We start from the raw sequence: 25,256 nt of genomic DNA, 5'->3' as shown, positions 1-25,256 counted from the left end.
CTGCTTCTAATTAAAAGCAGGCGCATTTTTTTTGATTATTGCTTTGACTCTATGTATGTTTTGATTTCAGCCGTGTTAAATCATAGCCTGCGGCAGATTTTTTGGCTCGTGTGCCTGTTCTTACGATATCGCCACTTGCGGTCACGACTTCTAGTGCGAGTACCACATCTTTCATGGTACCGTAGCGTACCGCATTGGTGCCCGACGCACGAGTGGCGACCATACCAACGATACTGGCATTGGCGCCGGGATCTATCGGAAAAAACAGCCCTGCATCGCGCAGATAATGGTTCAGTTGCTCACGCGTCACGCCAGGCTGAACGGTAACGGTCAAATCTTCATTATGAACCTGCAAAATGGCATTCATTGCGTGCATGTCGATGCATAACTCACCATAAGGTGCATTGAGCTGGCCTTCCAAAGATGAACCGATACCAAAAGCAATCACTGGCATCTCATACTGATTACAAATCTCGACCGCCGCTGCTACTTCCTGTTTGTCCTGTACCGTTAATACTGCATCTGGTGGCTGATTGGTGAGCCACGTCATTGTATGGCCATGCTGCTCACGCACTGTCGAATTCACACTCAGTTGTTTGCCAAAACGTTCCTGTAAGGCTGTAATAGCCAAGCTATGATCTGGCTTGATAGTATTATGAGTCTGTGACAATGGTAGTGATGACATGATGAATCCTATAGATAATGCGACTATTTAGCATTAAAGCATATTCAATATCTATTTAATATGTGTCATTGACAGGAATTTGTCCTATGGTAATTAAGCTAGGATACGCCAAATGACCACCACAATAGCTAACAAATAAAAGAAAGGTGCAAACCAGCCTACTTGAGTCGCAATGCCAATATTGATTCCGAATCCTGCCAATGCCAACCAGTCGCGGCGACGGTCGTTGAGCATATCGGCGCGTATTTGTTGTATTTCACGCAGTTGGCTGTCTTGCCGTGAGCCTTGTGAGGCAAGGCTTTGTAGCCCTTGATCCAGTAGCTTTGGAATGTCGGTAGTAGACAAGAGTAGCTCAGGTAACTGTTGGCGCAACTGTTGTAAGTTACGCATCGGGTCTAACTGCTCTTTAATCCAGCTACTCAAGATTGGTTTGGCAAGTGACCAGATATCAAGATCAGGATAGAGGTCACGACCGAGCCCTTCTACATGTACCAAGGTTTTGAGTAATAGCATCAGCTGCGGCGGGATACTCATATGATGGCGACGAGCAATGTCTAAAATCTGCATCAGCACACCAGCAAAATCGATATCGTTGATTGATTTTTGTAGCATGGGGCCTACGGTACGCTTCATATCACGCATCAGCGCATGTTTATCAGCATTTGGTGGTATCCAACCTGCACGGCTAACGATGTCGACGACCGCGGTAAAGTTGTTATTCATGACTGCAAGTAACATACGTGCCACGATAAGCTGATCATCTTTTGACAGGGTACCCATGATGGCACAATCAAGCCCGATATAGCGTGGCTGATGACCCAAATCAACCGCTGCCATATCTGCATGTAATGTTTTGACAGGTGGCGTCTCAACAAACACATTGCCCGGATGCATATCAGCATGAAAAAAGTTATCCCGAAAGACTTGGGTGAAAAATATCGTCAAGCCTTTCTCTGCAAGCGCGGCACGGTCATAACCCAACTGATCAAACACCTCAACTTGTGAGATGGGAACGCCTTGGATACGCTCCATGACCATCACGTTTTTGGCAGCATCATATACTTCAGGCACATACATCAATGCTGAACCCAAGAAGTTATTGCGCATCTGGGTAGTGTTGTCCGCCTCAAGGGTCAAATCCAGCTCATTGAGCATTACTTGTCGATAGTCTTCAACAATATCGATGATATGAACAGCACGCGCCGCTTCGATACGCGCCGATGCCCAACTTGCCAGTTCTCGCAATAATTCAAAATCAGAGACAATCACCGTGCGAATATCAGGACGCACGACTTTAACCACCACTTCACGCCCATCATGCAGAGCTGCAGTATGGACTTGGGCGATAGAGGCTGCCGCTAGTGGTTTAATATCAAATCGTGCAAACAATGTATCGATGGACTGACCGAGGCCATGTTTTGGATGCTCAATTTGAGCGACAGCAATATCAGCGTCGAAAGGTTTAACTTTATCCTGTAGCTGTACTAACTGAGCGATAATCTCAGGCGGTACCAAGTCGCGACGCGTTGAGAGTAATTGACCCAATTTGAGAAACAGTGTACCCATCTCTTCAAGCGCGTACTTGATTCCATTTGGCTGATGCTTTTTACCCCATGCTGCTGGATGCGTACGAATTAAGCGTGCTAAAGGTTGCAGTTGCGGCGCTTCTTCGACAGATAAATGGGTATCAAGGCGATAAGTTGCGGCGATACGCCAAAGCTCTAGTAGACGGGCGCGGTGAGATAATAGCATGGGATTGGGTACTCTGGACAAAAACGAAAATAGGGTAGGCGCTATGCGTCATTATAGACAATGCTATCAGTAATAGCGTGTGCTCATCATTGATAAGACAAGCTACTAATAAAACAAACTACTGGTGAAACGAGTTATTGTGGGAAAGTGCTTGCTCTGCTTTGATAGCCGCAAGTTTGGCCTCTTCACGTTCGACATCAGCACGCAACTTTAGAATCTGCTGTTTGAGATCGTTGACTTCAGCGACCTCAATAGGGTCAGGCGCGCTATTGCCTGCCACATCATTAGCCCAATCGCTGACATCATCAAATGCACGTTTGGCACTATGACGCCAGCTACCTTTAAGCTGAGAGATAAGAAGATGTAATTGACTGGCCATTGGTTTGCCGATTAATGGCTCAAGCTGCCCAGCCAAATCAGGATCGAAGCCAGCCACCAGCTGTTTGAGCTGCATCAGTATTTTGTAATCGCCCGCGATTGGTAAGTTACCCTCCGCGCCGCGCATCAGATTGAGTAGCTGCGCTGGATTATCGACTGTAATGGTACAGTCCGGACGGCTATGACCAAAACGGGCGCGCTCCATACTGGCTTTTTGGCGCTCATTCATCTGACCACTTGGCTCAAAGACACTGTCTGTCGTGACTGGCTCAAAACGCAACCGTTCATGAGTGAACAACACGTCCAAATGAATGTCAGGCATACCCATGTTGAGACGCAGTACTTTACCAGCAAGCGGCGCTAACCCTGCCTTGGTAATCTCGTCACTCGCAATAGCAATGTTAATCAGCTTTTCGGCACCAGCCAATAGTAAGACAGTCAGCATAAGGCTCTCGCATCATTAAGTGAGCGCCTTTGAGTCAGCGCGTAGTATGTTTGGTTTAATATAGTATTGCTAATCGTACTTTACGCTTTAAAGCCACGATGTACAGCGACAATGCCAGCAGTCAAGTTATGATAATCACAGTTCTCAAATCCTGCTTGTTGCATCATCTGTTTGAGCGTCTGCTGATCAGGATGCATGCGAATCGACTCTGCCAAGTATTGATAGCTTTCAGAATCATTAGCAATCAGCTTGCCCATCATTGGCAGCGCTGTGAATGAATACAAGTCATATGCTTTAGATAATGGCTCAAACACGGGCTTTGAGAATTCTAAAATCAATAAGCGACCACCCGGCTTTAGGACACGGTACATCGCACGCAGCGCTGCATCTTTGTCGGTGACATTACGTAAACCAAAGCTGATGGTGACCAAATCAAAGCTGTTGTCATCAAATGGTGCCAACGTCTCAGCGTTCGCCAATATAAAATCAACGTTATTGCAGCCAGCATTGATTAAGCGCTCGCGGCCCACTTCTAGCATGGCAGCATTGATATCAGATAATACAACATGGCCATTTCTACCGACTTCACGGCTGAATACTTTGGCTAAGTCGCCTGTACCGCCCGCGATATCGAGTACATGCTGACCGGCACGAACCCCTGATAGGCTAATGGCGTAGCGCTTCCATAGACGATGAATACCAAATGACATGAAATCATTCATGATGTCGTATTTTTTGGCGACAGAGGTGAATACATCAGCCACACGTGCTTGTTTTTCGGCTTTGTTGACCGTCTTATAGCCAAAGTGAGTTTGCTCATTGCCATCAGTTTCAGGCGTATGTGGGTTATTGATATCATCACGCTGATTGAAAAGCGCTTGCCTTTCTGTGCGTACTGAAGTATCCGTGCTGGTTGGTTTTTCGGTATTTGGCATAGTCGTTTGTTGGCCTTGTGGCGTTCCAGTTGGTAGGTCTTGGACTTTAGTAAAGTCATTATTGCTGTTATCTTTATTAGATGCAGCTGTCTGCGCGCGTAATATTTGCGCGCTGATATCTTGGTTGTGATCGATACTGTCTTTTACCAATTTGTTCTGCAAATGAGCGTTGTTATTACTTGATGTGTCGGTCATCACATTATCCTAAGATTTGTTTTTATTAGGCTATGTACAGCCTGAGATATGCCAAGAATTAATTGGCTATTTAGCGTATTGATTCTATGATACACCAAACCCTACTGGCTTACCGCCATTATGTACTTCATCAACAATTAGCAGTTCACGTTCACAAAACGGTTCAATAAAACTGCTTACACTACTTAAAGGTTTCATAGCTTTGAAGCCTGCGTCGATGAAATCATAAAGTGGCTGGTAATTGCTGCGATAAGCAGCACTTTTTGCCAATGCAAAGGCCTTTTTGAGCATAAAGGTATTTAAGTGTTTGTCAGTGCGGTAACAAACGTCTTTTAGGTTGGCAATCTGTACTCGGCGTTCAGCTTCCTCATCAACCGCACGGTAGGCAGCTAGCATATTGTCTGCGTTCACTGGTAAGTTTTGATCGAGTAGCCACTCAGCCAAATGTAGATCCAGCTCAATGGCCAAAATTGCTGCTTGAATACCCATGCTGCCAGCCTCTAATGCAGACTCTTTGGCAAGACGTTCTAGTTTTTTGGCTTTTGGCAGGATACGGGCCAGTTGTTTTGCTAGTATCTCGAACTCATCACCACCATATAGCTTCGTTAAAAAATAATCTGCCATTAGCTGGTTTTTGGGTTGTTCAAACAGAGCACGATGGGTGTGACGGATACGTACTTGTTGCCATGTTTGTACTTCGTTGAGCTTGGCTCTCAATACGTCATTTTCATGGTGAGGCAGAGCCCAAAAACGTGTCAAATGCTGTTGCAAGTCGGCTAGAGCGGTCATGGCAGTAAATCCTATAATAAAAATAGATAATATTGAAAATTTGAGGCAGCGTTATTGTGGTTGTTTAACCGCATAGGCTTTTGAATAGCTATTTTAGCAAGTATTAAAAATTGTGTTCACCATAAAAGAAAATAAATGAGAATACAAATGCCAAACTGTTACATAGCAATATTATTTACTCGATTGGCGCAATGCTATGATGAAATAGCTTTATGAAATTACTCTAGCATAAAACGCAGTGTCAAAAAGAGTCTGCCGAGCGAGAGTATCTAATATTGTTCAATGGCAAAGCAGTGTAATAACAATATCATTCAATAACAATAACAGTGAGTCCAATCATGTCCCAAAAAAATGATACTACTGAACCAGAGGCACCACAAGCGGTCAGTTCGCAGTTTAGTGAGCAAGTCGTCGAGGAGCGCCTAACGCCCAATCCTTTGAGTCAGTTTTCTATGGACAAGGATGCCCTTAGGCTCGCCTTGGTTACGGCGCAGTATGCGCTAAGAGCCACCCGGCAACAGACACCGCCAACGCTCAATAAACCAACGGGGCTGCTGGTACTCGTTAATGGGATGGAGCAGGCAGGCAAGGGTACCGCTGTTAAGCAATTGAGGCAATGGGTCGATCCAAGATTGCTTAAAGTTGAGGCAACCGTCGGCCATGCGCCGCTAAGCTATCAGCCTATTTGGCAAGTTCATACCGGCGCGATGCCGCGCCATGGCGATGTGATGGTTTATTTTGGTAATTGGTATGCTGACTTGTTATACAACGTCATGCGCATAGCAACATCAAATAATGAAGATAAAGAAGATAAAAAGAAGCAGTCAAAAAATCAAAAACATATCGATAAAAATGCGCTTCCTATTGCGAAATGGCAAGCCTATTTACAGCAGCAGTTAGCTGAGCTCAAAGCATTTGAGCAGGATCTTATAGCCAATCACACTCGGCTACTGAAATGCTGGTTCCATGTGGATATGGAAACACTGCATAGCCGTCTACAAGATAGTAAGGCTGATCCGCAGTTTTTGTATCAAATTGACTGGAACAGCAAAACAGTGATCGAAAAATTTAATGAGGTTGCAGCCACTCTCTTACGGCAACAAGATGACTGGATCATCATTGATGGTGATGATAAATCGGCAGCGGCTGATGATTTTTGTCATGAAGTCTTACATGCGATGCAAATGGCGCTCGTTAGTAGTCGTACCAGTACAACTGAATCTGCAGAAAAAAAACCACCGTCCAAGACAAAAAAATCCAAACCAAAAGTTGAACAGGCGCCGTTTGAACCGGTAAAGATACCGAAAAGCTTGACCAATATTGATGATTCAAAGATCAGTAAGTCTGAATATAATGATGCTTTGGCAAAGAAGCAAACACGTCTCGCTGAATTACTACGGGCGCGTCAAGGTCGTCATGTTGTCTTTGCCTTTGAGGGCATGGATGCGGCTGGGAAAGGAGGCGCAATCAAAAGGCTAGTTGCCGCACTCGATCCACGTGAATATCAAATTTACAATATTGGCGCACCAATGTTATACGAGACTCAGCACCCTTATTTATGGCGCTTTTGGACCAAACTGCCCAATGAACAAACCAACCGTGTTAGCCGTATCGCTATCTTCGATCGCACTTGGTATGGCAGAGTATTGGTTGAGCGTGTTGAGGGGTTTGCCACCGATGAGGAGTGGCAACGCGCGTATGATGAAATCAACCGTTTTGAATCCGACTTAACAACAGCTGGAACGTTGGTCATTAAATACTGGTTGGCGATTGATAAAAAAGAGCAACTCAAGCGTTTTGAAGCTCGTAAAGACACACCGCACAAGCAATTCAAACTCACTGATGATGATTGGCGCAATCGTGATAAATGGTCAGATTACGTGCAATCTGCAGCAGATATGCTGGCACGCACCGATACAAAAACAGCGCCATGGTGTATTATCGCGACCAATGAAAAGCGACAAGCGCGTTTAGACGTCTTAGATCATGCGATACAGCAGTTATCGGAAGCATCTGATGGCAAATAGCTATCACAAAATAACTAAGATTTACAGGTTATTTATACTTTTAAAAAACCATTTTTTCCCAATTTTGCTTAGGGAAACATACGAAATTTAATCTGTCATTGATAAAGGATGAGTTCTGTGGACACGCTCACAGTTACAAATCTTGCAATATCATTATGCATTATGTGATTATATTTAATATAATAGGGCCGCAATTGTCTTTACCCTGTCATAAAATGTGCTGACAGATGCATATTTTATGATGGGTACAGATATTTAAAAGACATTATCGCCGTATCTAAGTATTGATAAACACTTTATTGATAAAAAATGTACTGATAAAGACCGTAACATCACCAGAAAGATAAGCCGCAAGATGCTGTAATCAAATGATTGGGCAATATACTTTGCGGCTTTTTGATATGTGATGTGTTTTTACAGAGAAGCCTATCAACGCCCTGAATCAAGCATAGATGAATGATTCTAAGGTACGGCAGCAAAATCCGCTAAACATTATCGTTTAGCATTCATTGTTTAAAAAGCACGTTGCGCATTTATCATCATGCTACTTTAGTGTGTGGTTTTAAAACTCACATGTATGGCTGCGCAATGTTACTAATCGCATATAATTTCAATCAGCTTACGCAGGACGTATTAACGTATGGGTATTAGCAACAGTTCTACAGGGCCAACCCAATCAGTCGGCTCTACGAAAGTAAATCTATTTTTTGCCATTTTATTGATTGCGATGACCATCTACTTTTTGTGGTGGGGTTTAGATTACACCATGCGTCAGCAAACGACGCTGTTTATTATAGCGACCGCGTTTGGTGTCTTTATGGCATTCAATATCGGTGGTAACGATGTCGCCAACTCCTTTGGTACTTCAGTGGGTGCAGGAACGCTGACTATCCCGCAAGCATTGGGTATCGCAGCGATATTTGAGGTGTCGGGCGCCGTACTGGCAGGTGGTGAAGTAACCGATACCATCCGAAGCGGTATTGTCGATTTAGACGGCCTCTCAGTCGAGCCCAACCAGTTTATTTATGTCATGCTCTCAGCGTTGTTTGCTGCTGCGTTTTGGTTGTTATTTGCTACCAAAAAAGGTCTGCCAGTGTCGACCACCCATGCGATTATTGGCGGCGTGGTGGGTAGCTCCATCGTGTTGGGTATCACGTTAGGTGGTACTGAAATGGCGTTATCAACGGTAAGTTGGAGCAAGATTGGCACTATCGCTATCTCTTGGGTTCTATCACCGTTACTAGGCGGCGTTTTGTCTTATCTACTATATGGCCAAATCAATAAAAATATCATTGAATATAATGATAGAACAGAAGCGCATATTGCTGAGCTAAAAGCCAATAAAAAAGTATTAAAGCAAAACCATAAAGAGTTTTTGGATGGTCTAACCGAGTCAGAGCAGTTGGCTTATACGTCAGCGATGCTACGAGATCAAGAAATCTATAAAGATGATGATTGCTTGGTTGAAGATTTAGAGACGGATTATTACAAAGAACTTTATAAGCTTGAAAACGAGCGCAGCAACCTCGATACCTTAAAAGCATTGAAGCAATGGGTGCCTATTATTGCGGCTGCGGGCGGTGCAGTGATGGCCTCCTTGGTTATCTTTAAAGGTTTGAAAAACGTCAATAACGGTATGACGACGCTGCAAGGCTTTTTAATCATGGGGATGATAGCAGCGTTAGTATGGCTTGCGACTTATATTTATACTAAGAGTATCCGCGGCAAGCACAAAGAGGATCTGACCAAAGCCACCTTTATTATGTTTAGCTGGATGCAGGTCTTTACCGCGTCAGCATTTGCTTTTAGTCACGGCTCAAACGATATTGCCAACGCGGTTGGTCCTTTTGCTGCGATTATGGATGTCATTCGTACCAATAGCATCTCGACCGAAGCGGCTGTACCACCTGCTGTTATGCTGACTTTTGGTGTGGCACTGATTGTTGGTCTTTGGTTTATCGGTAAAGAAGTCATTCAAACTGTCGGTACCAATCTAGCGAAGATGCATCCAGCTTCTGGATTCTCAGCTGAGCTGGCCGCTGCTGCTGTCGTTATGGGCGCATCAACGATGGGTCTTCCTGTATCAAGCACGCATACCTTGGTTGGGGCTGTATTGGGTATTGGTATGGTCAATAAAGATACCAATTGGGCGCTCATGAAACCAATCGGTTTGGCATGGGTCATCACCTTGCCAGTTGCTGCTGGTCTATCAGCAATCAGCTATATTGTATTGAGCAATATTTTTTAATCTTAAGGCGCTAGAGCTCTGCACTAAAGCTTATTCTAGAGCCATAAAAAACGCTTATCAGCATGATGCCGATAAGCGTTTTTTAATGTCATATGAATATTTACTCAGTGCCAAACTGCTGGCGTTTTTTTGCAAAAAATCGGTCCAATCTATCCATCGCATTTTCTAAATCAAGCAAGTTAGGCAAAAAGACCAAACGAAAATGATCGGGTTTGTCCCAGTTGAAGCCTGTGCCTTGCACCATCAACACGTTTTCTTCGACGAGTAAGTCCATCATAAAGTCCATATCATCCGTGATAGGGTAAACCTCTGGATCCATTTTTGGAAAACAGTAAAACGCACCTTGCGGCATGGTACAAGAAATGCCTTTAATCGCATTGAGACGTGAAACCGCCATTTCGCGCTGTTTATATAGGCGACCTGTTTCGGAGGTCAAGTCTTGCATACTCTGATGACCGCCCATCGCTGTTTGGATGGCATACTGTCCTTGAACATTCGAGCAAAGGCGCATGGATGCCAGCATATCCAAGCCTTCAATAAAGTCAGTCGCGTGTTGCTTGCGTCCAGACACCATCATCCAGCCTGAGCGAAATCCGGCAATACGGTGTGATTTTGACAAGCCATTGTATGAGAGTACCAGTACTTCATCGGTCAAGGTGCTCATCGGTGTATGTACATTATCATCATAGAGAATACGATCGTAAATCTCGTCCGCCATGATGATTAAGTTGTGCTCTTTAGCAACTTCGATAATTTGTTTTAATAACTCATCGCTATAAAGGGAGCCTGTCGGGTTATTGGGGTTGATAACCACGATGCCCTTTGTTTTGCTAGTGATTTTAGATTTAATATCCTCAACATCAGGATGCCAGTTGTCCGCTTCATTACAGCGATAATGCACAGCGGTGCCGCCAGCGAGGTTAGCCGCTGCTGTCCAAAGTGGGTAATCTGGCATCGGAATCAGCACTTCATCGCCATCGTTCATTAATGCTTGCATGGTCATCACAATCAACTCAGAGACACCATTACCCAGATAGACGTCACGCACATCAACTGCTGATAAGAGGCCTTTAGACTGGTAATATTGCAAAATGGCTTTGCGCGCCGAAAAAATCCCTTGTGAGTCCGAATAACCCGTTGCCTCAGATAAATTCATTGCCACGTCACGCAAGATTTCATGAGGCGCTTCTAAACCAAACGGCGCTGGATTGCCTACATTTAGCTTCAGTATGCGCTTACCCTCTGCTTCCATTCTATTGGCAGTTTGGAGTAGGGGGCCGCGAATGTCGTAGCAGACGTTTTGTAATTTATCGGATTTTTTTATGGTGTTCATAGCGTGACCCTTTGTCGGGTAGGTTTGTGAATGTTTATCGGTGTCGGGAAAAGTCTCAAGCTGAGTCTTAGCTGCCCCATTGTCTGATGAGCTAGCTGAAGCGGGAGCTGTCTCTAAATCCATACTTTGAGATAAATAGTTGTCTTCGGATAAAAACATATTAGTATCTTCACTTTGAAGATCACCGCGCAAGAGATAGCCTTCGCTACAACCTAAAATACGAGCCAGTGTCGGTAGCTTGGATGAGACAATACCATTAGTGCCGCGCTCCCAGTTGGAGATAGCGCCGCGACTGACCTTTGCACCAGCGGCTGTCATTGCCTGTGCTAGCTGCTCTGCGGTAAATCCTTTGTCTCGGCGTAGCTGTACTAGCCGCTCTGCTTGCGTGCTTTTACTATTGCTATCGGACATTGTTATTTGAGCCTTTATCAATCAGTGAACGTGTATAGATGATACAAAATTGAATATTGTTTTCATAACTTACCAATGCAAGATATTATTGCATTGCAAAACATATTGCAAGAGATAGAAACGCTTTTTATAAAATGCAAGAATAACTTGCAATATTGTGTCTTTTCCCCTTTCCTGGATGCTCATATCTTGCTCACATCTATAGATAAGCGAATATTATTGACTGTATTTTATTCAAAGGGTGCTGCCCAAAGCACTGTAAATCACATAGCGTTGGCAGTACTCTTTTTAAATATGCCTTGAATAGTGAGTTGTGAACCTTCACATATAACTCATCGTTTTTATAATAATATGGCGATAAAATAGTTATCAATAATAAATAATCGAATAAGGGTACATTATGCAAGACAATCAATTGAGTAAAGAAGAAATCAGCCAATTGACCGAAGCTGACTGGAAAGAGCGTTTGAGCGCTGACGAGTATCATGTGATGCGTGAAAAGGGCACAGAGCGTCCATTTACAGGCGTTTATAACGATGCAACTGATGATGGTGTTTATCGCTGCAAAGGCTGCGGTGCCAGTTTGTTTGATTCAAGCAACAAGTTTGATGCGGGTTGTGGTTGGCCAAGTTTCGATCAAGGGATTGATAACAGCGCGATAGACGAGCATGTTGACAACTCATTGGGTATGATTCGTACCGAAGTCACCTGTAGCAACTGCGGTGCACATTTAGGGCACGTGTTCCCTGATGGTCCACGTGAGACGACAGGTATGCGCTATTGTATCAACTCAGTATCTATTGATTTGGATAAATCTGAGAAGTAAGTCCTTTATCTGATTTTAGAAGTGTGAGAGGGGAAGTACAGAGTGCTTCCTTTTCAAGGGTTTCTAATATTCATGTGATAAAGAAAACGGCGTTATTGAAACAAATAATAAAATTCTCAATTTAAGGATAGATGATGAGTACTATTTATGACTTCACCGCTGAGCGTATGGACGGCAGCTCGCAAGCGTTTTCTGAGTATAAAGATAAAGTATTGCTAATCGTTAATACGGCAAGCAAATGTGGATTCACTCCGCAGTTCGAAGGGTTAGAATCGTTATATCAACAATACAAAGATCAAGGGCTAGTCGTTATCGGCTTTCCTTGTAATCAATTTGGCAGCCAAGATCCCGGTAGCAATGACGAGATCGGCGCGTTTTGTCAAAAAAACTATGGTGTCAGCTTTCCTATGATGGCGAAAATTGATGTCAATGGTGCAGACGCTCATCCTATCTATGACTGGCTTAAAGACCAAAAAGGTGGCCTACTGACAGATGGCATCAAATGGAATTTCACCAAGTTTTTAATCGATAGCAAAGGGCAGGTCATCGATCGTTATGCGCCAACGACCAAGCCAGATGCCATCAAAAAAGACATTGAGCAAGCATTAACCAATAAGTAAGTATCGAGTCTAAAAAAAATGATTTTTTATGAAAATATAAAATCAATAAAAACATATGCTTGCTAAAAATTTCGATATAAAATTGAAAAATATTTAAAAAATTGAAAAATAGCGTTTGACAGCCAAGTGTAAATCTATATAATACACACCCACAGCAAGAGGACTTACTTAGATAAGCCCAGCTGATTAAGTTAACATTGAGTGTGACAGCTGATGATAGCTTTAGAAGTTGAAAAGCTTGATTGCTTTAAAAGCTTCAGAAAATTCCCTTTAAGGAATTTTCTCTTGCGAACCTAAAATTGCAGTGCAATTTTTTAACGGTTCTCAGGGTGATTAGCTCAGTTGGTAGAGCGTCTGCCTTACACGCAGAATGTCGGCGGTTCGAATCCGTCATCACCCACCACTTTTTAGCAAGTGGGCTCTTTAAATAAGAGCAAGAAGCTAAGACGACCTAAGCAGCGGTAGTTCAGTTGGTTAGAATACCGGCCTGTCACGCCGGGGGTCGCGGGTTCGAGTCCCGTCCGCTGCGCCATATTTAAAACGAATTTAGACTGTAAAGTTTAAGCAAGTTTCGCCTCAAGTATTAGTTTACTTGGGGTTTTTTTGTGTTTAGGTGTTTTTGCTTAATGTCATCATATTTTGGTATATTGCAGATGAGCCACCCACGATAGCACGATCATCAATCGAAAATCCTTTTTGCCACTATTTTCAGTAATATGTAATATAAGTAAAAATTAGTCTTAAAATTATTGGATAAATAAGCCATAGCAGGTATTAATCTCTTTATTTTCGTACGCCTTACAGCGCCTTCTGTTGACAGCGGCATTTGCAGCCTGATATATCTGTTTGCCTAATAAATATAGATATATAAGGGATGCATTTTGAGTGATAGTAAAAAGCTAGATTTAGGGGTTGGACAAGATCATATTGTGATACAGCGACGTTACGATGCGTTGGGCGCAGTCAATGATTTACTTATCGCTATTTAGTTTTTGATTGGTAGGTCTTTCTTTTTAAAAGAGTCGCTCACCACAGATGGGACGTGGCTGTTTATTCTTGGTAGTGCACAGCTACTTATAAAGCCACTGATCAAGCTGATCAGCTTGATTCATGTCGGTCGAGTATACAACCTATCAAATCAGCGGTAAGTTATAGCGTTAGGTAATACCGCGCTTGTTATAACCCATAAGCTGTAACTATAAATACAAATACAATCAATTTATCCAGTATTACTCCTAAGGATAATAGCTATTAGTGCTAGAAGTAGTTTGGTTCATTGAACGATGGTGAGTGTTCTTTGATACTTCCAAAAGAAAAAATTTCATCCAAAAATCATTGAATTATTTCCATATGTCTATATAATTGGACATATGGAAATAACTACTGCTACTGCAAGCTTTGCAGCACTTTCTCAAGACACTCGTCTAAAGGCTTTTAGGTTGTTGGTCAGCCACGAGCCTGAAGGACTCCCTGCGGGTGAAATAGCCCGTCAGCTCTCTGTGCCGCACAATACCATGTCGGCGCATCTAGCAGTGCTGGCACGAGCAGGGTGGGTGGTCTCACAGCGACAGAGTCGGCAAATTATCTATCGGGCGTCGCTCTCACATATGGATAGCGTCATTCAGTTTTTACTACAAGACTGCTGTGCAGGCCATCCAGAATTGTGTGCCTCACTCATCGACAGTTTAAGTGGCTGCAGGGTAAGTGAATCTGCTGAGCAAGATAATCATTAAACCAATAATCGATTCAATAAACATACTGATAAAATAGGTAAGATGACGATGAAACCTTTAATTTTTCATAACCCTAATTGTGGAACCTCTCGCAACACACTTGCCATTATGAAAGCATCAGGAGAGACGCCAGAAGTGGTGGAATATCTAAAAAACCCACCAACACGAGCACGCTTAGTTGAGTTATTAGCCCAAATGCAAATCTCTCCAAGAGAGTTGCTAAGAAGCAAAGAGGCGATTAATGATGAGCTTGGCCTAGACAATCCTGAGCTCTCTGATGATCACATCATCGATGCCATGATCGCGCATCCTATTTTGATCAATCGTCCGATCGTGGTGACTGATAAAGGTGCGGCCTTATGTCGTCCTTCAGAGCGCGTGTTTGAACTGCTAGCAAACCCTGTCAGTAGCTTCACAAAAGAAGATGGAGAGGTCATTTATCATGGCAAACACTAAGGCCGAACCAGCATCAATAATGGAGTCTACTGCTTCAGCAAATTCTAGCTTTGACGATTTACCCAATATCGATGTCGACAATATTCAACCCATCGATATTGAGTCGTTAATCGCGCCCAATGACCCACGTCATGCGCCCAAAATATTGGTGTTGTACGGCTCTGTCCGCGCGCGCTCATTCTCTAGATTGGCCGCGGAAGAGTCGAGCCGACTGTTACGCTGGTATGGTTGTGAGGTGCGGATGTTTGACCCATCAGGCTTGCCACTGCCTGACGATGTAGATTCAGATCATCCCAAAGTGCAAGAATTGCGCGAGTTGGCGCAGTGGTCAGAAGGGATGCTGTGGGTGAGTCCAGAGCGTCATGGCAGTATCACCAGTATCATGAAAGCGCAAATCGATTGGATTCCGCTGTCTTTGGGTGGCGTGCGTCCAACACAGGGTAAAACCTTAGCACTAATGCAAGTCAGTGGCGGCAGTCAAAGCTTTAATACGGTCAATCAGATGCGTATTCTTGGACGTTGGATGCGGATGATCACTATCCCTAATCAGTCCTCTATACCCAAAGCCTTTTTAGAATTTAACGATAACAATCGTATGGATATGTCGCCGTTATATCTGCGTCTTGTCGATGTCTGCGAAGAGTTGGTGAAATTTACTTGGCTTACCCGCGGACGCTCAGCGTATCTTACCGATCGCTATTCAGAACGCGTCGAGAGCGCTGAAGAAGTATCGAACCGCGTCAATCAAAAGTCGCTTTGATACGGATACGCTAAGACTGTCACCCCAATACAATCACATTAATATTATTATCTAAGTAAGGCTGTGCCATGCTTGCGTTCGCTATTTTTGTTGTCACTCTGGTGCTGGTCATATGGCAACCGAAAGGGTTGGGTATCGGTTGGAGTGCGATGGGCGGCGCCTTGGTCGCGTTAGCGCTTGGCGTCGTGCAGCTATCAGATGTCGGTATCGTGTGGGATATTGTTTGGGATGCGACCTTTACTTTTGTGGCGCTGATCATCATCTCGCTTATCTTGGATAGAGCAGGATTTTTTGGTTGGGCAGCGCTGCATGTGGCACGCCTTGGCAATGGGCAAGGGCGACTGCTGTTTCCGATGATTGTTATATTGGGTGCGTTTATTTCTGCGTTTTTTGCCAATGATGGGGCGGCGCTATTACTGACGCCCATTGTGATTGCGATCTTGCTGCGCCTAAATTTTGCACCACCTTCCGCTTTAGCTTTTATCATCGCGACGGGTTTTATCGCTGATACAGCAAGTCTGCCCTTGGTCACCTCAAATTTAGTTAATATCGTTAGCGCCAATTATTTTGATATTGGTTTTGGGCGTTATGCGGCAGTTATGGTGCCCGTGAATATTGTGTCCGTATTGGCGACGCTACTGGTATTGTGGATGGTCTATGCCCGTCATATTCCTAAGCACTATCCAGTCGATAATCTAAGTGCCCCTGCATCCGCTATTACCGATCCATTGGTCTTTCGCGCCGCTTTTCCATTGTTGGGTTTGCTACTGGTTGCTTATTTTGCGACCGAGCCGCTAGGGTTACCTATTTCACTTGTCACTGGCGCTATCGCATTGTTGCTAATGGCCATCGCTGGTCGTTTGTGGCAAGGCGGACGCGGCGCGGTGATTTCTGTCAGTGATGTCGTACGCAAAGCTCCTTGGCAAATCGTCCTGTTTTCGATTGGTATGTATTTGGTGGTGTATGGCTTGGGCAATGCAGGTCTTACCGCCTATGGCGCGCGCGTGCTTAACTGGCTAGGAGGGCAGGGCGCAGTCATTGCCACAGTAGGGACTGGGTTTTTATCTGCCATTGTCGCGTCTATCATGAATAATATGCCAGCGACTTTGGTCGGTGCGCTCGCGATTGATCAGGCGCAAGTGCCCGCTGCGACGCGAGAACTGATGATTTATGCCAATGTAATCGGCAACGATTTGGGCCCTAAGTTTACACCGATTGGCAGTCTTGCGACGTTATTATGGTTGCATGTATTGGCAGAAAAAAACTACAAAATTAGCTGGGGACAATATATAAAAATAGGCCTGCTGATTACGCCTCCTGTGTTACTAGTGACGCTTTTGGCCTTGGTTGTTTGGCTGCCTATGCTGCCAAGCTAATTAAGACAGTAGAGTCAGTGCAGAGTTGCTTTCAAATACAAGCCATAAAAAAACCCCCATCAAACTGATGGGGGTTTTGGCAAATGCCATAATTGAATCTATAGTGACTCAAAAGGTTTACTACTAAAATGTGGCTCTCCAACCTGGGCTCGAACCAGGGACACACGGATTAACAGTCCGTTGCTCTACCAACTGAGCTATTGGAGAATAGGTTGTAAGTAACTAATCGCTTACAACGAGCCTTAGAAGTCTCTAACGAGTTCTTGCTAAGTGGGGCGTATTCTAGCAAAGATAAAAAATACGTCAAGCGTTTTTTTTCATAACTCGTAAAAAATATCACTTTAATGATGAGGGAGAGGGCTTTTACGGATAAATAGCAAAAACAACCATAAAAAAGACGCCGCATAGAAACGACGCGGCGTCTTTTTTGTTAAAGCACTTGTAAGGCTAACGATGCTTTGTGACTTATTCGGCAACGTCCAAGTCAGCAATGGCTTTTTCGATACGTGACAAGGCATCTTGCAATGTGGCTTCATCAGTCGCGTAAGAGATACGCATATAGCCACCAAGACCGAAAGCATCACCAGGTACGACCGCGACACCGACTTTTTCTAGTAACCATGCTGAAAACTCAGTACATGATGATAGGCCAGCGGCTTTGATGAGTGGCTTGATTTCAGGATACACGTAGAACGCACCGTCAGGGCGCAAGCAAGTGATCCCTTTGATGGCGTTTAGACCATTAACGACTAGGTCGCAGCGCTTCTCAAATGCCGCTACCATTGGCTCAAGTACGCTCTGATCGCCACTGATGGCTGCTTCTGCAGCCACTTGGCTGATGGAGGTTGGGCATGAAGTAGACTGTGACTGTACTTTTTTCATCGCGCCGATGAGTTTGGCAGGGCCACCAGCATAGCCAATACGCCAGCCTGTCATCGCATAGGCTTTAGACACACCGTTTAGGATAATGGCACGGTCTTTTAGCTCAGGCGCGGCATTGAGGATATTGTAGAACTTATCACCCGTCCAGCGGATGTGCTCGTACATGTCGTCTGATGCCACATACACGTGTGGATGCTTTTTCAATACTTCAGCGATGGCTTTTAGCTCATCCAAGGTATAAATCATACCAGTCGGGTTAGAAGGGCTGTTCAATACCAACAGTTTGGTTTTTTCAGTGATGGCGTCTTCTAGCTGCTCAGCGGTGATTTTGAAATCTTGCTCAGCGGGGCATTTTACGATGACTGGTACGCCTTCTGCGATGATAACCATATCAGGATAGCTCACCCAGTATGGTGCTGGGATGATGACTTCGTCGCCAGGATTGATAAACGCTTGGGCAAGGTTAAAGAATGACTGCTTACCACCGACCGATACTAGGATTTCGTTTGGCTCGTAGCTGATGTCATTGTCACGCTTGAATTTCTCTATGATGGCGGTTTTTAGCTCTGGCGTACCATCAACAGCAGTATATTTGGTGAAGCCATTATTGATGGCATCGATTGCTGCTTTTTTGATGTGGTCAGGGGTATCAAAATCAGGCTCGCCTGCACCCAAACCGATAATGTCTTTGCCAGCTGCTTTTAGTTCTTTTGCTTTATTGGTAATCGCTAGCGTAGGAGAGGGTTTGATGCTATTGACGCGGTCAGACAGTTGCAACTCGCTCATGAGAGATCCTTTTTTATATGGAAGTGGGATTGGTAAAAATCGATATTAATTATATAACGCTTTTATCACTATCAGGACAAGATATCAGGCAGTTTAGACAATCACCTCATTTTATCGTGAAGATAGCCACAATTCGATCATAAATGAGACGCTCATCCATGTCTGCGCGGCTATTTTAATATTGTAGCATGCTGATATAGCGCTGTCTTATTACCCCGATAACAAAACATTGCAGACTGTCTTTTAGCATGACTCACTGTATAAATATGAAGACCACAGCAAAGATAAGATGGTTTCGTTGTGGCAATTGCGAAGACACAACAATAAACCTATAGCCGACTACTATAACTATTTAGGTTTGTTAAATAAGATGGCGTATAGGTTAATAAAAACAAGCCATATAACAGAGCACAAATACGCTCAGATGAAAGCTTGCATCCGAATTTAAAAACAGCTCTATTCAGCTCTTTGTTGAGCGATACGCTTTTCATATTATAAGAACATTTAAAAAGGATATTCACGATGACAGATTCTGCTGAAAAACAACACATTCTTATTACTGGTGCGACCTCTGGTATTGGCAATCAATTGACCAAGGATTATCTGCTAGAGGGCCATACCGTGTATGCTGTCGGCCGTGATGACGAGGCGCTGGCTGAGCTAAAATCGCTCGGCGCAGAGACGATTGATTTGGACCTGATGGATCGTGAAAAAGTCATTGCAGCGTTTGAAAAGGTCGACACCATTGATTTGGCGATTTGCGGTGCTGGCATGTGTGAGTATTTAGATATGCCAAACTTCGATAGCGAGGTATTTATGAAAGTGATGTCAGTCAATATGGGTACGTTGTCTCATGCCATCGAAGGCGTATTGCCAAAGCTCATTGCGTCTAAAGGTCGACTAGTCGGTATCGGTTCAGCGTCTGCTTACGTGCCGTTTGCCCGTGCTGAAGCTTATGGTAGCTCAAAAGCTGCTATCCATTATCTGATGAAAACATTACAGATTAGCCTCGCACCACACGATGTGTCGGTGAGCTTGGTCGTACCGGGTTTTGTTGAAACGCCAATGACTGAGCAAAATGATTTTCCTATGCCGTTTATCCAGACGCCAAAGCAGGCCAGTCAAGCCATCCGTGATGGCATAGAAAGCGGGCACGAGGTTATTGAGTTCCCCAAAAAATTAACGATGCCACTAAAAGCATTGGGCACATTGCCTGATTTGGTCTGGCAGCAAGTGAGTGAGAAACTCAATAAGAAATAACTTACTGATAAGCAGATCATCCACGATAACAACCGCAAAAATATAACAGGGAATGCTTTTATGCCGTTTATTCGTTTCAAGCGTGCAAATAACCAAAAAACTACGGACAGCAATGATGCCAAAAATGCTGACCATCAGGCAGCGCAAAAACGTATCGCCATTATTGGCTCGGGTGTGTCAGGACTGACCTGTGCGCATTACTTAGGCGCGCAACATGAGGTGACCGTTTTTGAGGCCAATGATTATATCGGCGGGCATGTAAATACCATTGATGTGGCACTACAGGACGGCAAAAAAGCAAAGACTAGTAACGTAGAGAGTAGCGCCATAGATACCGGTTTTATTGTTTTTAATGAGCGTACTTATCCCAATTTCTTCCGTTTGCTCCACGATCTGCAAGTGCCATTTCAGGCGACGGATATGAGCTTTTCGGTCAAAAATACCGCACGTCGTTTTGAATACAATGGGCATACGCTCAACACCTTATTATCGCAGCGCAAAAACGTACTCAATCCAAAGTTCTGGCAGTTTATCAAAGATATCTTGCAGTTTAATAAACACATTAAGCAGCTCCGTCAAGAGTATGATAGTGCGCGTGCTGCGGGGCAAGACATTAGCGGATTTACTGAGCAGACACTCGGTGGTTATCTAGCACAAAAAAACTATGGTCAGCTGTTTACTGATAACTATCTACTGCCCATGGTATCTGCCATTTGGTCAACCAGTCTGGATGAGGTGCAAGATTTCCCACTGGTGTTTTTTGCGCAATTTTTTGACAATCATGGCTTGCTCGATGTGGTCAATCGTCCGCAGTGGTTCACGATTAAAGGCGGCTCAAAACTATACGTTAATAAACTGATTCCACGCTTTATCAAAGCGGGTGGCAAAGTGCGAGTCAATAGTCCAGTACAGTCTGTGACACGTGATGGTGAGAAAGTGCTGTTGACGGTTCAGAACAAAGGTAATGCTAACAACATCGAGAACCTTGTATTTGACGAGGTTGTTTTTGCCTGTCATGCAGACACCGCACTGAAGATTCTAACAGATGCCAGTACCACTGAAACTGAGGTGCTGAGTCACTTCCGCTTCACCGAAAACACGGCGATATTGCATACCGATACGAGCGTCTTACCCAAGAAGCCACTGGCATGGGCAAGCTGGAACTACCTTATTGATAGAAAGACTTCAGACAATGTGACAGACAAGAATCAAGCTAGCGTAAATACACAAGCACCTGCAAAACCCGTGCTAACGTATCATATGAATATCTTGCAGCGTCTGACCAAGAAGCATAATTATTTGGTTACGCTTAACCATGAAGTCGATGATCAGCAAATCGTCAAAAGCATTGATTATAGCCATCCAGTGTTCGATCTAAAGATGATTGAGGCGCAAACCAAATGGTCAAGTATCTCTGGCACAGGGTTGCATACGCATTTTTGCGGAGCATATTGGTTTAATGGCTTTCATGAAGATGGCGTACGCAGCGGTCTACGTGTGTGTCAGGCGCTCGGTCATGATATGGATATAAAAGACGAGGTTGATCCAGCGTATTTGCCTAATGCGGATAGCGCACATACGCCGTTTCGTTATAAAGACTTGCCAGTAAAAGCTGACACAAAAGCACGCACCCTTGATAAGAGTCAGATTAACACTGCGACCACCAACCAGGAGCTGGTTGATTATGCTGAGCGCTTACAGAGTGAGGATCATGATAGTTCCCAAAATAAAAAACGTGGTTTATTTGCTCGCCGTAAAGCCAAATAGCCTTGCGAGCAATATTGCAAATTTTTCTATCATCATGTGCCTTTACCGAAGAGAGTGTCTATGACCGTGTCCACCAAACCTACTAATGATATGTTACGTCATGAGCTAGCTTGTGATACTACTGCATTAGCGCATCAATTGCTTGAGGGCACGACATGGCATAGTCGGTTGCTACCTAATGTGAATAATTTTGTTTATCCGTATCGCTATTGGGGCATCAATATCAGTGCATTGGCGGCAGGACAGGATCTTCCAGAAATAGACACGGCAGCTTTTGGTGAGCATAAGGTTTTAGGCGTATCACACCTGAGCAAGATATTACCAAAGAAGTTATTGGCAAAGGGATTGCCTTTATTTTCAGCTAAGACAAAAGCGCTGCAACAATTTTGCCCTAATGATTATCTAGAGGGTTTCAATAGCCTAAGTAGTAATGAGAGCCTAAATGACAATGAGAGCCTAAATGACAATGAGAACATAAGTGACAATAAAGATATTGATATCAACTTACCATCTAATCAAGCGCTAGAGCAGCGTCTGAGCCAAGCATTTATCAAACATGCAGGTAGCAGTCCTACAGGAGATATGGTGGGATTACTCGTATGCCGTAATGCGGGTATGTATTTTAGCCCAGTCAATTTTTACTTAGGGTTTAATGAGCAGCAGACGCCGACGCACTTATTGGCTGAAGTATCCAATACACCTTGGGACAAGCGTCATTACTATGGGTTTTTGTTAGAAGGAGAAGAGACTGAGTTTTGTCATGACAAGGACTTTCATGTGTCACCTTTTAATCCTATCGATCAGCTATACCGCTGGCAGGTGACGGTAAAACGTACACAACAACATACGGTAGATAAGCAGCCAAGCACAGGCTTGCAAGTTCGTATCGCTATTGATATCAGTGATAAGCGCGGTGAGGTCCTAAAAACGGGTATAAAGATATCAGGGGTGCCGCTGACAGAAACCACCGTTCGCAATAGCTTGCGAAAAAACCCACTGATGAACATGACCTCGTTAGCACGTATTTATGGGCAAGCCTTTAAACTCTATGCGATCAAAAAGGTGCCTTATATCAATTATGATGAAAAGCTAGCCGACAGTAATCAGAAAACATCTGCCTCTTTAAAAAGCGAAACTTTAAACGATTGATAATCTAGAAATCCAAAAATCAGCAACACATTTTATATAGTCAATTTCAAAACAAAAGAACCTAGACAAGGACAACCATACGATGTCAGTACGACCGACCGACCGAGCACCAGTGACAAAATTAGAGAAATTAACCGCTCGCATGAGTAAAGTGGTTAACGAAAGTGCCGTACTACAACCCGTCAGCGATGGGATGAATCATTTAGCTAGAAAGCTTATATTTCGCGCATTACAGCATATCCAGTTTGGCAGTCTTACTTTGATTGAGACCTTTGGTGAGCAAACAGCAAAGACAACTAGCTTTGGCAAAGTCACTCCTCAGGTAGCAAGTAGTTCAGCAGTAGGTCGACATTCTCTAAACGTCACGTTAGAGATTCATGATAGTGCGGTTTATCGTCAACTGCTGCTTGGTGGCTCTATCGCTTTGGCAGACAGGTATATCGATGGCGAATGGGACACGGATGATTTGACGGGCCTGATCCGTTTGGCGGCGCGTAATTTGGAAGTGCTTAATAAATTAGAAAATCGTTTTGCGGGCGTTAGTAAAGCATTTGAGAAAGCAAAGCATCAGCTACGTAGTAATGACAAATCTGGTTCTAAATCCAATATCCTAGCGCATTATGACTTGGGCAATGATATGTATCAGCGTTTTTTGGATGATACGATGATGTACTCATCGGCAGTCTATCCTACGCCTGACGTGACGCTTAGCGATGCTCAGCAGCACAAACTGTCGCTCATATGCCAACGTTTACAGCTGAGTGCTGATGATAGTGTCATTGAGATTGGTACAGGCTGGGGTGGTTTTGCGATTTATGCAGCTACTCATTATGGCTGCCATGTGACCACCACGACTATCTCTGATGCTCAGTATGATGAAGCGAAGCGACGAGTCGAAGCGGCAGGATTGTCTGATAAGATCACGCTACTCAAACAAGATTACCGCGAGTTGACAGGTCAATATGACAAGCTAGTCAGTATCGAGATGATTGAGGCGGTGGGACATGAGTACTTACCGACGTTCTTTGCTAAATGTAATAGCTTGCTCAAACCGACAGGTCTTATGGTATTGCAGGCCATCACTTTTAATGATCAGAATTATCAAGACTATATCGATTCGGTCGATTTTATCCAAACGCATATTTTTCCAGGGGGCTGTCTGCTATCCAATCAAGAGCTGACGACACAGTTTACTGAGCAGACGGACATGGTCATCAAGCAACTACATGATTATGGCTTTGATTATGCATACACGCTGCGTGATTGGCGTGCTGCATTTATGGCACAGCGTGCAGAGATTCAGGCGCTTGGCTATGACGATGCCTTTATCCGCCTATGGGCGTTTTATTTCTGTTACTGCGAAGGGGGATTCTTGGAGCGTACCATCGGTGTGGTTCAAGTCACTGCGGTGAAGCCTAACAATATTGACACGCTGCATTTTTCCGATTTACCAAGTGCGGTCTTAAAAAACGAAACGGTTTCGAACGATGAGACGGCCTTTAATGACGCAGATATGGCAAACACAGCGACAGTATAAGTTAAGTGATATAGATACGGCTTTTTCATAACACTTATATGGTCTCATACTGTATAGACAGTTTGAGACCCTTATGTTGAGAGGTTGTATATTGAAAAGTTTTACATTGAAAGGTTCTATGATGTTTGCAGGGCACGCTTATCAAGTAGACCTGAATAGCGTGTTACCGCTAATGCCATTAAAGAGATAACAGCACCGATCCAAGCTGTATCTTGCAGTGACATATTTTCAACCACGCTACCACCGATGACTGAGCCCAGTGCAATACCGATATTAAATGCAGCAATGTTCAATCCAGAAGCGACATCGACAGCGTTCGGTGTATATTTTTCAGCTTGTTTGACCACGTAGATTTGTAGGCCCGGTACATTACCAAAGGCAAACGCACCCCATACCAAAATAGTGAGTACAGCAGCGATCTTGGATTGCATAGTAAAGGTGAATAATAAAAGAATAATGCTTAAGGCGCTAAATATAATGCTAAGCGCACTAATAGGGCCACGTTTATCTGCAAGTTTGCCGCCCCAGATATTACCGATAGCAACGGACACGCCATATACGAGCATGATAATACCGATGGCTGATGGCGCAAATTTGGTTTGTTGTTCTAAGATAGGTGCTAGGTAGGTAAATGCCGTAAACGTACCGCCATAGCCGAGAATAGTCATTAAATAGACCAGTAGTAATTGCGGTTTTACAATGACTTGTAATTGCTCTTTGAAGGTTGCAGGGATAGATTTTTTTAGGTTTTTTGGTACTAATATCGCGCTACCAATTAAAGCTTAGATTAACACATGAAGTGCAATACCAAATGCAAGGTGAAAAAAAGACCTAGATGCGCTAGCATCAAAGTTTTTATCCACCGACCAAAGTGAGATTGCAACCATGAGCTATACACATCTAAGC

The 25,256-nt window shown here is 43.9% G+C and carries 20 protein-coding genes, 3 tRNA genes and 1 pseudogene; 15 read left to right on the top strand and 9 right to left on the bottom strand.

The window, feature by feature from the left end; genetic code table 11:
- Positions 1-67 precede the first annotated feature (67 nt).
- The 5 genes and pseudogenes from HL061_RS04030 to HL061_RS04010 form a co-directional block, all read right to left on the bottom strand.
- Positions 68-685, bottom strand: a pseudogene (locus tag HL061_RS04030) (FAD-binding protein); the annotation flags it as partial.
- A gap of 93 nt (positions 686-778) precedes the next feature.
- Complete coding sequence (locus HL061_RS04025) at positions 779-2,437, bottom strand: AarF/UbiB family protein (RefSeq protein WP_071001958.1); 1,659 nt, start codon at positions 2,435-2,437, stop codon at positions 779-781.
- A gap of 118 nt (positions 2,438-2,555) precedes the next feature.
- On the bottom strand, positions 2,556-3,260 hold the full coding sequence (locus tag HL061_RS04020; protein ID WP_071001957.1) for a hypothetical protein: 705 nt from the start codon (positions 3,258-3,260) through the stop codon (positions 2,556-2,558).
- A gap of 80 nt (positions 3,261-3,340) precedes the next feature.
- Positions 3,341-4,390: a bifunctional demethylmenaquinone methyltransferase/2-methoxy-6-polyprenyl-1,4-benzoquinol methylase UbiE gene (gene ubiE, locus HL061_RS04015; RefSeq protein ID WP_071001956.1), complete on the bottom strand. Its 1,050-nt coding sequence runs from the start codon at positions 4,388-4,390 to the stop codon at positions 3,341-3,343.
- Between the two features lie 84 nt (positions 4,391-4,474).
- Positions 4,475-5,179 carry a hypothetical protein gene (locus HL061_RS04010; RefSeq protein WP_071001955.1) on the bottom strand — a complete coding sequence of 235 codons (705 nt, stop codon included), beginning with the start codon at positions 5,177-5,179 and terminating at the stop codon, positions 4,475-4,477.
- A 338-nt stretch (positions 5,180-5,517) separates the two neighbouring features.
- Here HL061_RS04010 and HL061_RS04005 point away from each other — a divergent pair, with 338 nt between their 5' ends.
- Together HL061_RS04005 and HL061_RS04000 are read left to right on the top strand one after the other, a co-directional pair.
- Positions 5,518-7,206: an ATPase gene (locus HL061_RS04005; RefSeq protein WP_071001954.1), complete on the top strand. Its 1,689-nt coding sequence runs from the start codon at positions 5,518-5,520 to the stop codon at positions 7,204-7,206.
- Positions 7,207-7,846: 640 nt separating this feature from the next.
- Positions 7,847-9,454, top strand: a complete 1,608-nt coding sequence (locus HL061_RS04000) for an inorganic phosphate transporter (protein WP_071001953.1) — start codon at positions 7,847-7,849, stop codon at positions 9,452-9,454.
- A 100-nt stretch (positions 9,455-9,554) separates the two neighbouring features.
- On the opposite strand, the gene HL061_RS03995 is transcribed toward HL061_RS04000, so the two are convergent.
- On the bottom strand, positions 9,555-11,198 hold the full coding sequence (locus tag HL061_RS03995) for an aminotransferase class I/II-fold pyridoxal phosphate-dependent enzyme (protein ID WP_212564346.1): 1,644 nt from the start codon (positions 11,196-11,198) through the stop codon (positions 9,555-9,557).
- Positions 11,199-11,598: 400 nt separating this feature from the next.
- Between HL061_RS03995 and msrB the strand changes: the two genes are divergently transcribed.
- The 9 genes from msrB to HL061_RS03950 all read left to right on the top strand — a co-directional run bounded on the left by msrB (position 11,599) and on the right by HL061_RS03950 (position 16,969).
- Positions 11,599-12,024: a peptide-methionine (R)-S-oxide reductase MsrB gene (msrB, locus tag HL061_RS03985; protein WP_058025889.1), complete on the top strand. Its 426-nt coding sequence runs from the start codon at positions 11,599-11,601 to the stop codon at positions 12,022-12,024.
- 134 nt (positions 12,025-12,158) lie between these two features.
- Positions 12,159-12,644, top strand: a complete 486-nt coding sequence (locus HL061_RS03980; RefSeq protein WP_071001950.1) for a glutathione peroxidase — start codon at positions 12,159-12,161, stop codon at positions 12,642-12,644.
- A 327-nt stretch (positions 12,645-12,971) separates the two neighbouring features.
- Positions 12,972-13,047 (top strand) — tRNA-Val (locus tag HL061_RS03975).
- A 52-nt stretch (positions 13,048-13,099) separates the two neighbouring features.
- Positions 13,100-13,176: transfer RNA gene (locus HL061_RS03970), tRNA-Asp, on the top strand.
- Positions 13,177-13,636: 460 nt separating this feature from the next.
- The gene (locus HL061_RS14025) at positions 13,637-13,792 is read left to right on the top strand and encodes a YrhK family protein (RefSeq protein ID WP_197496725.1); all 156 of its coding nucleotides are present in this window, start codon (positions 13,637-13,639) and stop codon (positions 13,790-13,792) included.
- Positions 13,793-14,014: 222 nt separating this feature from the next.
- Positions 14,015-14,377, top strand: a complete 363-nt coding sequence (locus HL061_RS03965; RefSeq protein WP_071001949.1) for a metalloregulator ArsR/SmtB family transcription factor — start codon at positions 14,015-14,017, stop codon at positions 14,375-14,377.
- 48 nt (positions 14,378-14,425) lie between these two features.
- Entirely contained in the window at positions 14,426-14,833 is a 408-nt protein-coding gene (gene arsC / locus HL061_RS03960; protein ID WP_071001948.1) for an arsenate reductase (glutaredoxin), read from the top strand.
- Between the two features lie 19 nt (positions 14,834-14,852).
- A complete protein-coding gene (gene arsH / locus HL061_RS03955) occupies positions 14,853-15,593 on the top strand; it encodes an arsenical resistance protein ArsH (RefSeq protein ID WP_071003651.1) in 741 nt (246 codons plus the stop codon).
- 68 nt (positions 15,594-15,661) lie between these two features.
- Positions 15,662-16,969 carry an arsenic transporter gene (locus HL061_RS03950; RefSeq protein ID WP_071001947.1) on the top strand — a complete coding sequence of 436 codons (1,308 nt, stop codon included), beginning with the start codon at positions 15,662-15,664 and terminating at the stop codon, positions 16,967-16,969.
- 131 nt (positions 16,970-17,100) lie between these two features.
- Here HL061_RS03950 and HL061_RS03945 read toward each other — a convergent pair.
- Positions 17,101-17,176 (bottom strand) — tRNA-Asn (locus HL061_RS03945).
- A gap of 258 nt (positions 17,177-17,434) precedes the next feature.
- Positions 17,435-18,637, bottom strand: coding sequence for a pyridoxal phosphate-dependent aminotransferase (locus HL061_RS03940; RefSeq protein ID WP_071001946.1), 1,203 nt, complete (start codon positions 18,635-18,637; stop codon positions 17,435-17,437).
- A 522-nt stretch (positions 18,638-19,159) separates the two neighbouring features.
- Between HL061_RS03940 and HL061_RS03935 the strand changes: the two genes are divergently transcribed.
- The 4 genes from HL061_RS03935 (at position 19,160) to HL061_RS03920 (ending at position 24,350) form a co-directional block, all read left to right on the top strand.
- Entirely contained in the window at positions 19,160-19,897 is a 738-nt protein-coding gene (locus HL061_RS03935; RefSeq protein ID WP_093068775.1) for an SDR family NAD(P)-dependent oxidoreductase, read from the top strand.
- 60 nt (positions 19,898-19,957) lie between these two features.
- Positions 19,958-21,664, top strand: a complete 1,707-nt coding sequence (locus tag HL061_RS03930; protein ID WP_252962543.1) for an FAD-dependent oxidoreductase — start codon at positions 19,958-19,960, stop codon at positions 21,662-21,664.
- A gap of 60 nt (positions 21,665-21,724) precedes the next feature.
- A complete protein-coding gene (locus HL061_RS03925) occupies positions 21,725-22,813 on the top strand; it encodes a DUF1365 family protein (RefSeq protein WP_212564348.1) in 1,089 nt (362 codons plus the stop codon).
- An 82-nt stretch (positions 22,814-22,895) separates the two neighbouring features.
- Positions 22,896-24,350 (top strand): cyclopropane-fatty-acyl-phospholipid synthase family protein, encoded by a 1,455-nt coding sequence (locus tag HL061_RS03920; RefSeq protein WP_083328843.1) that lies wholly within the window; start codon positions 22,896-22,898, stop codon positions 24,348-24,350.
- Positions 24,351-24,466: 116 nt separating this feature from the next.
- Here the strand turns inward: HL061_RS03920 and HL061_RS03915 are convergent, their stop codons facing one another.
- The gene (locus tag HL061_RS03915) at positions 24,467-25,084 is read right to left on the bottom strand and encodes an MFS transporter (protein WP_355457210.1); all 618 of its coding nucleotides are present in this window, start codon (positions 25,082-25,084) and stop codon (positions 24,467-24,469) included.
- Positions 25,085-25,256 lie beyond the last annotated feature (172 nt).

The sequence above is a fragment of the Psychrobacter sp. PSP genome (assembly GCF_024085615.1).
Classification (GTDB): Bacteria; Pseudomonadota; Gammaproteobacteria; order Pseudomonadales; family Moraxellaceae; genus Psychrobacter; species Psychrobacter pacificensis.
This window is presented reverse-complemented; position numbering and strand designations above follow the sequence as displayed.

Bases quoted from the DNA above. Each gene is read 5' to 3' on its own strand.
- arsH (WP_071003651.1), top strand. From the start codon at position 14,853: ATGGAGTCTACTGCTTCAGCAAATTCTAGCTTTGACGATTTACCCAAT.
- HL061_RS03925 (WP_212564348.1), top strand. From the start codon at position 21,725: ATGACCGTGTCCACCAAACCTACTAATGATATGTTACGTCATGAGCTA.
- HL061_RS03940 (WP_071001946.1), bottom strand. From the start codon at position 18,637: ATGAGCGAGTTGCAACTGTCTGACCGCGTCAATAGCATCAAACCCTCT.
- HL061_RS04020 (WP_071001957.1), bottom strand. From the start codon at position 3,260: ATGCTGACTGTCTTACTATTGGCTGGTGCCGAAAAGCTGATTAACATT.
- HL061_RS03965 (WP_071001949.1), top strand. From the start codon at position 14,015: ATGGAAATAACTACTGCTACTGCAAGCTTTGCAGCACTTTCTCAAGAC.
- HL061_RS03935 (WP_093068775.1), top strand. From the start codon at position 19,160: ATGACAGATTCTGCTGAAAAACAACACATTCTTATTACTGGTGCGACC.
- ubiE (WP_071001956.1), bottom strand. From the start codon at position 4,390: ATGACCGACACATCAAGTAATAACAACGCTCATTTGCAGAACAAATTG.
- HL061_RS03980 (WP_071001950.1), top strand. From the start codon at position 12,159: ATGAGTACTATTTATGACTTCACCGCTGAGCGTATGGACGGCAGCTCG.
- msrB (WP_058025889.1), top strand. From the start codon at position 11,599: ATGCAAGACAATCAATTGAGTAAAGAAGAAATCAGCCAATTGACCGAA.
- HL061_RS03930 (WP_252962543.1), top strand. From the start codon at position 19,958: ATGCCGTTTATTCGTTTCAAGCGTGCAAATAACCAAAAAACTACGGAC.
- HL061_RS04010 (WP_071001955.1), bottom strand. From the start codon at position 5,179: ATGACCGCTCTAGCCGACTTGCAACAGCATTTGACACGTTTTTGGGCT.
- HL061_RS03920 (WP_083328843.1), top strand. From the start codon at position 22,896: ATGTCAGTACGACCGACCGACCGAGCACCAGTGACAAAATTAGAGAAA.
- HL061_RS04025 (WP_071001958.1), bottom strand. From the start codon at position 2,437: ATGCTATTATCTCACCGCGCCCGTCTACTAGAGCTTTGGCGTATCGCC.
- HL061_RS03995 (WP_212564346.1), bottom strand. From the start codon at position 11,198: ATGTCCGATAGCAATAGTAAAAGCACGCAAGCAGAGCGGCTAGTACAG.
- HL061_RS03950 (WP_071001947.1), top strand. From the start codon at position 15,662: ATGCTTGCGTTCGCTATTTTTGTTGTCACTCTGGTGCTGGTCATATGG.
- arsC (WP_071001948.1), top strand. From the start codon at position 14,426: ATGAAACCTTTAATTTTTCATAACCCTAATTGTGGAACCTCTCGCAAC.
- HL061_RS04000 (WP_071001953.1), top strand. From the start codon at position 7,847: ATGGGTATTAGCAACAGTTCTACAGGGCCAACCCAATCAGTCGGCTCT.
- HL061_RS04005 (WP_071001954.1), top strand. From the start codon at position 5,518: ATGTCCCAAAAAAATGATACTACTGAACCAGAGGCACCACAAGCGGTC.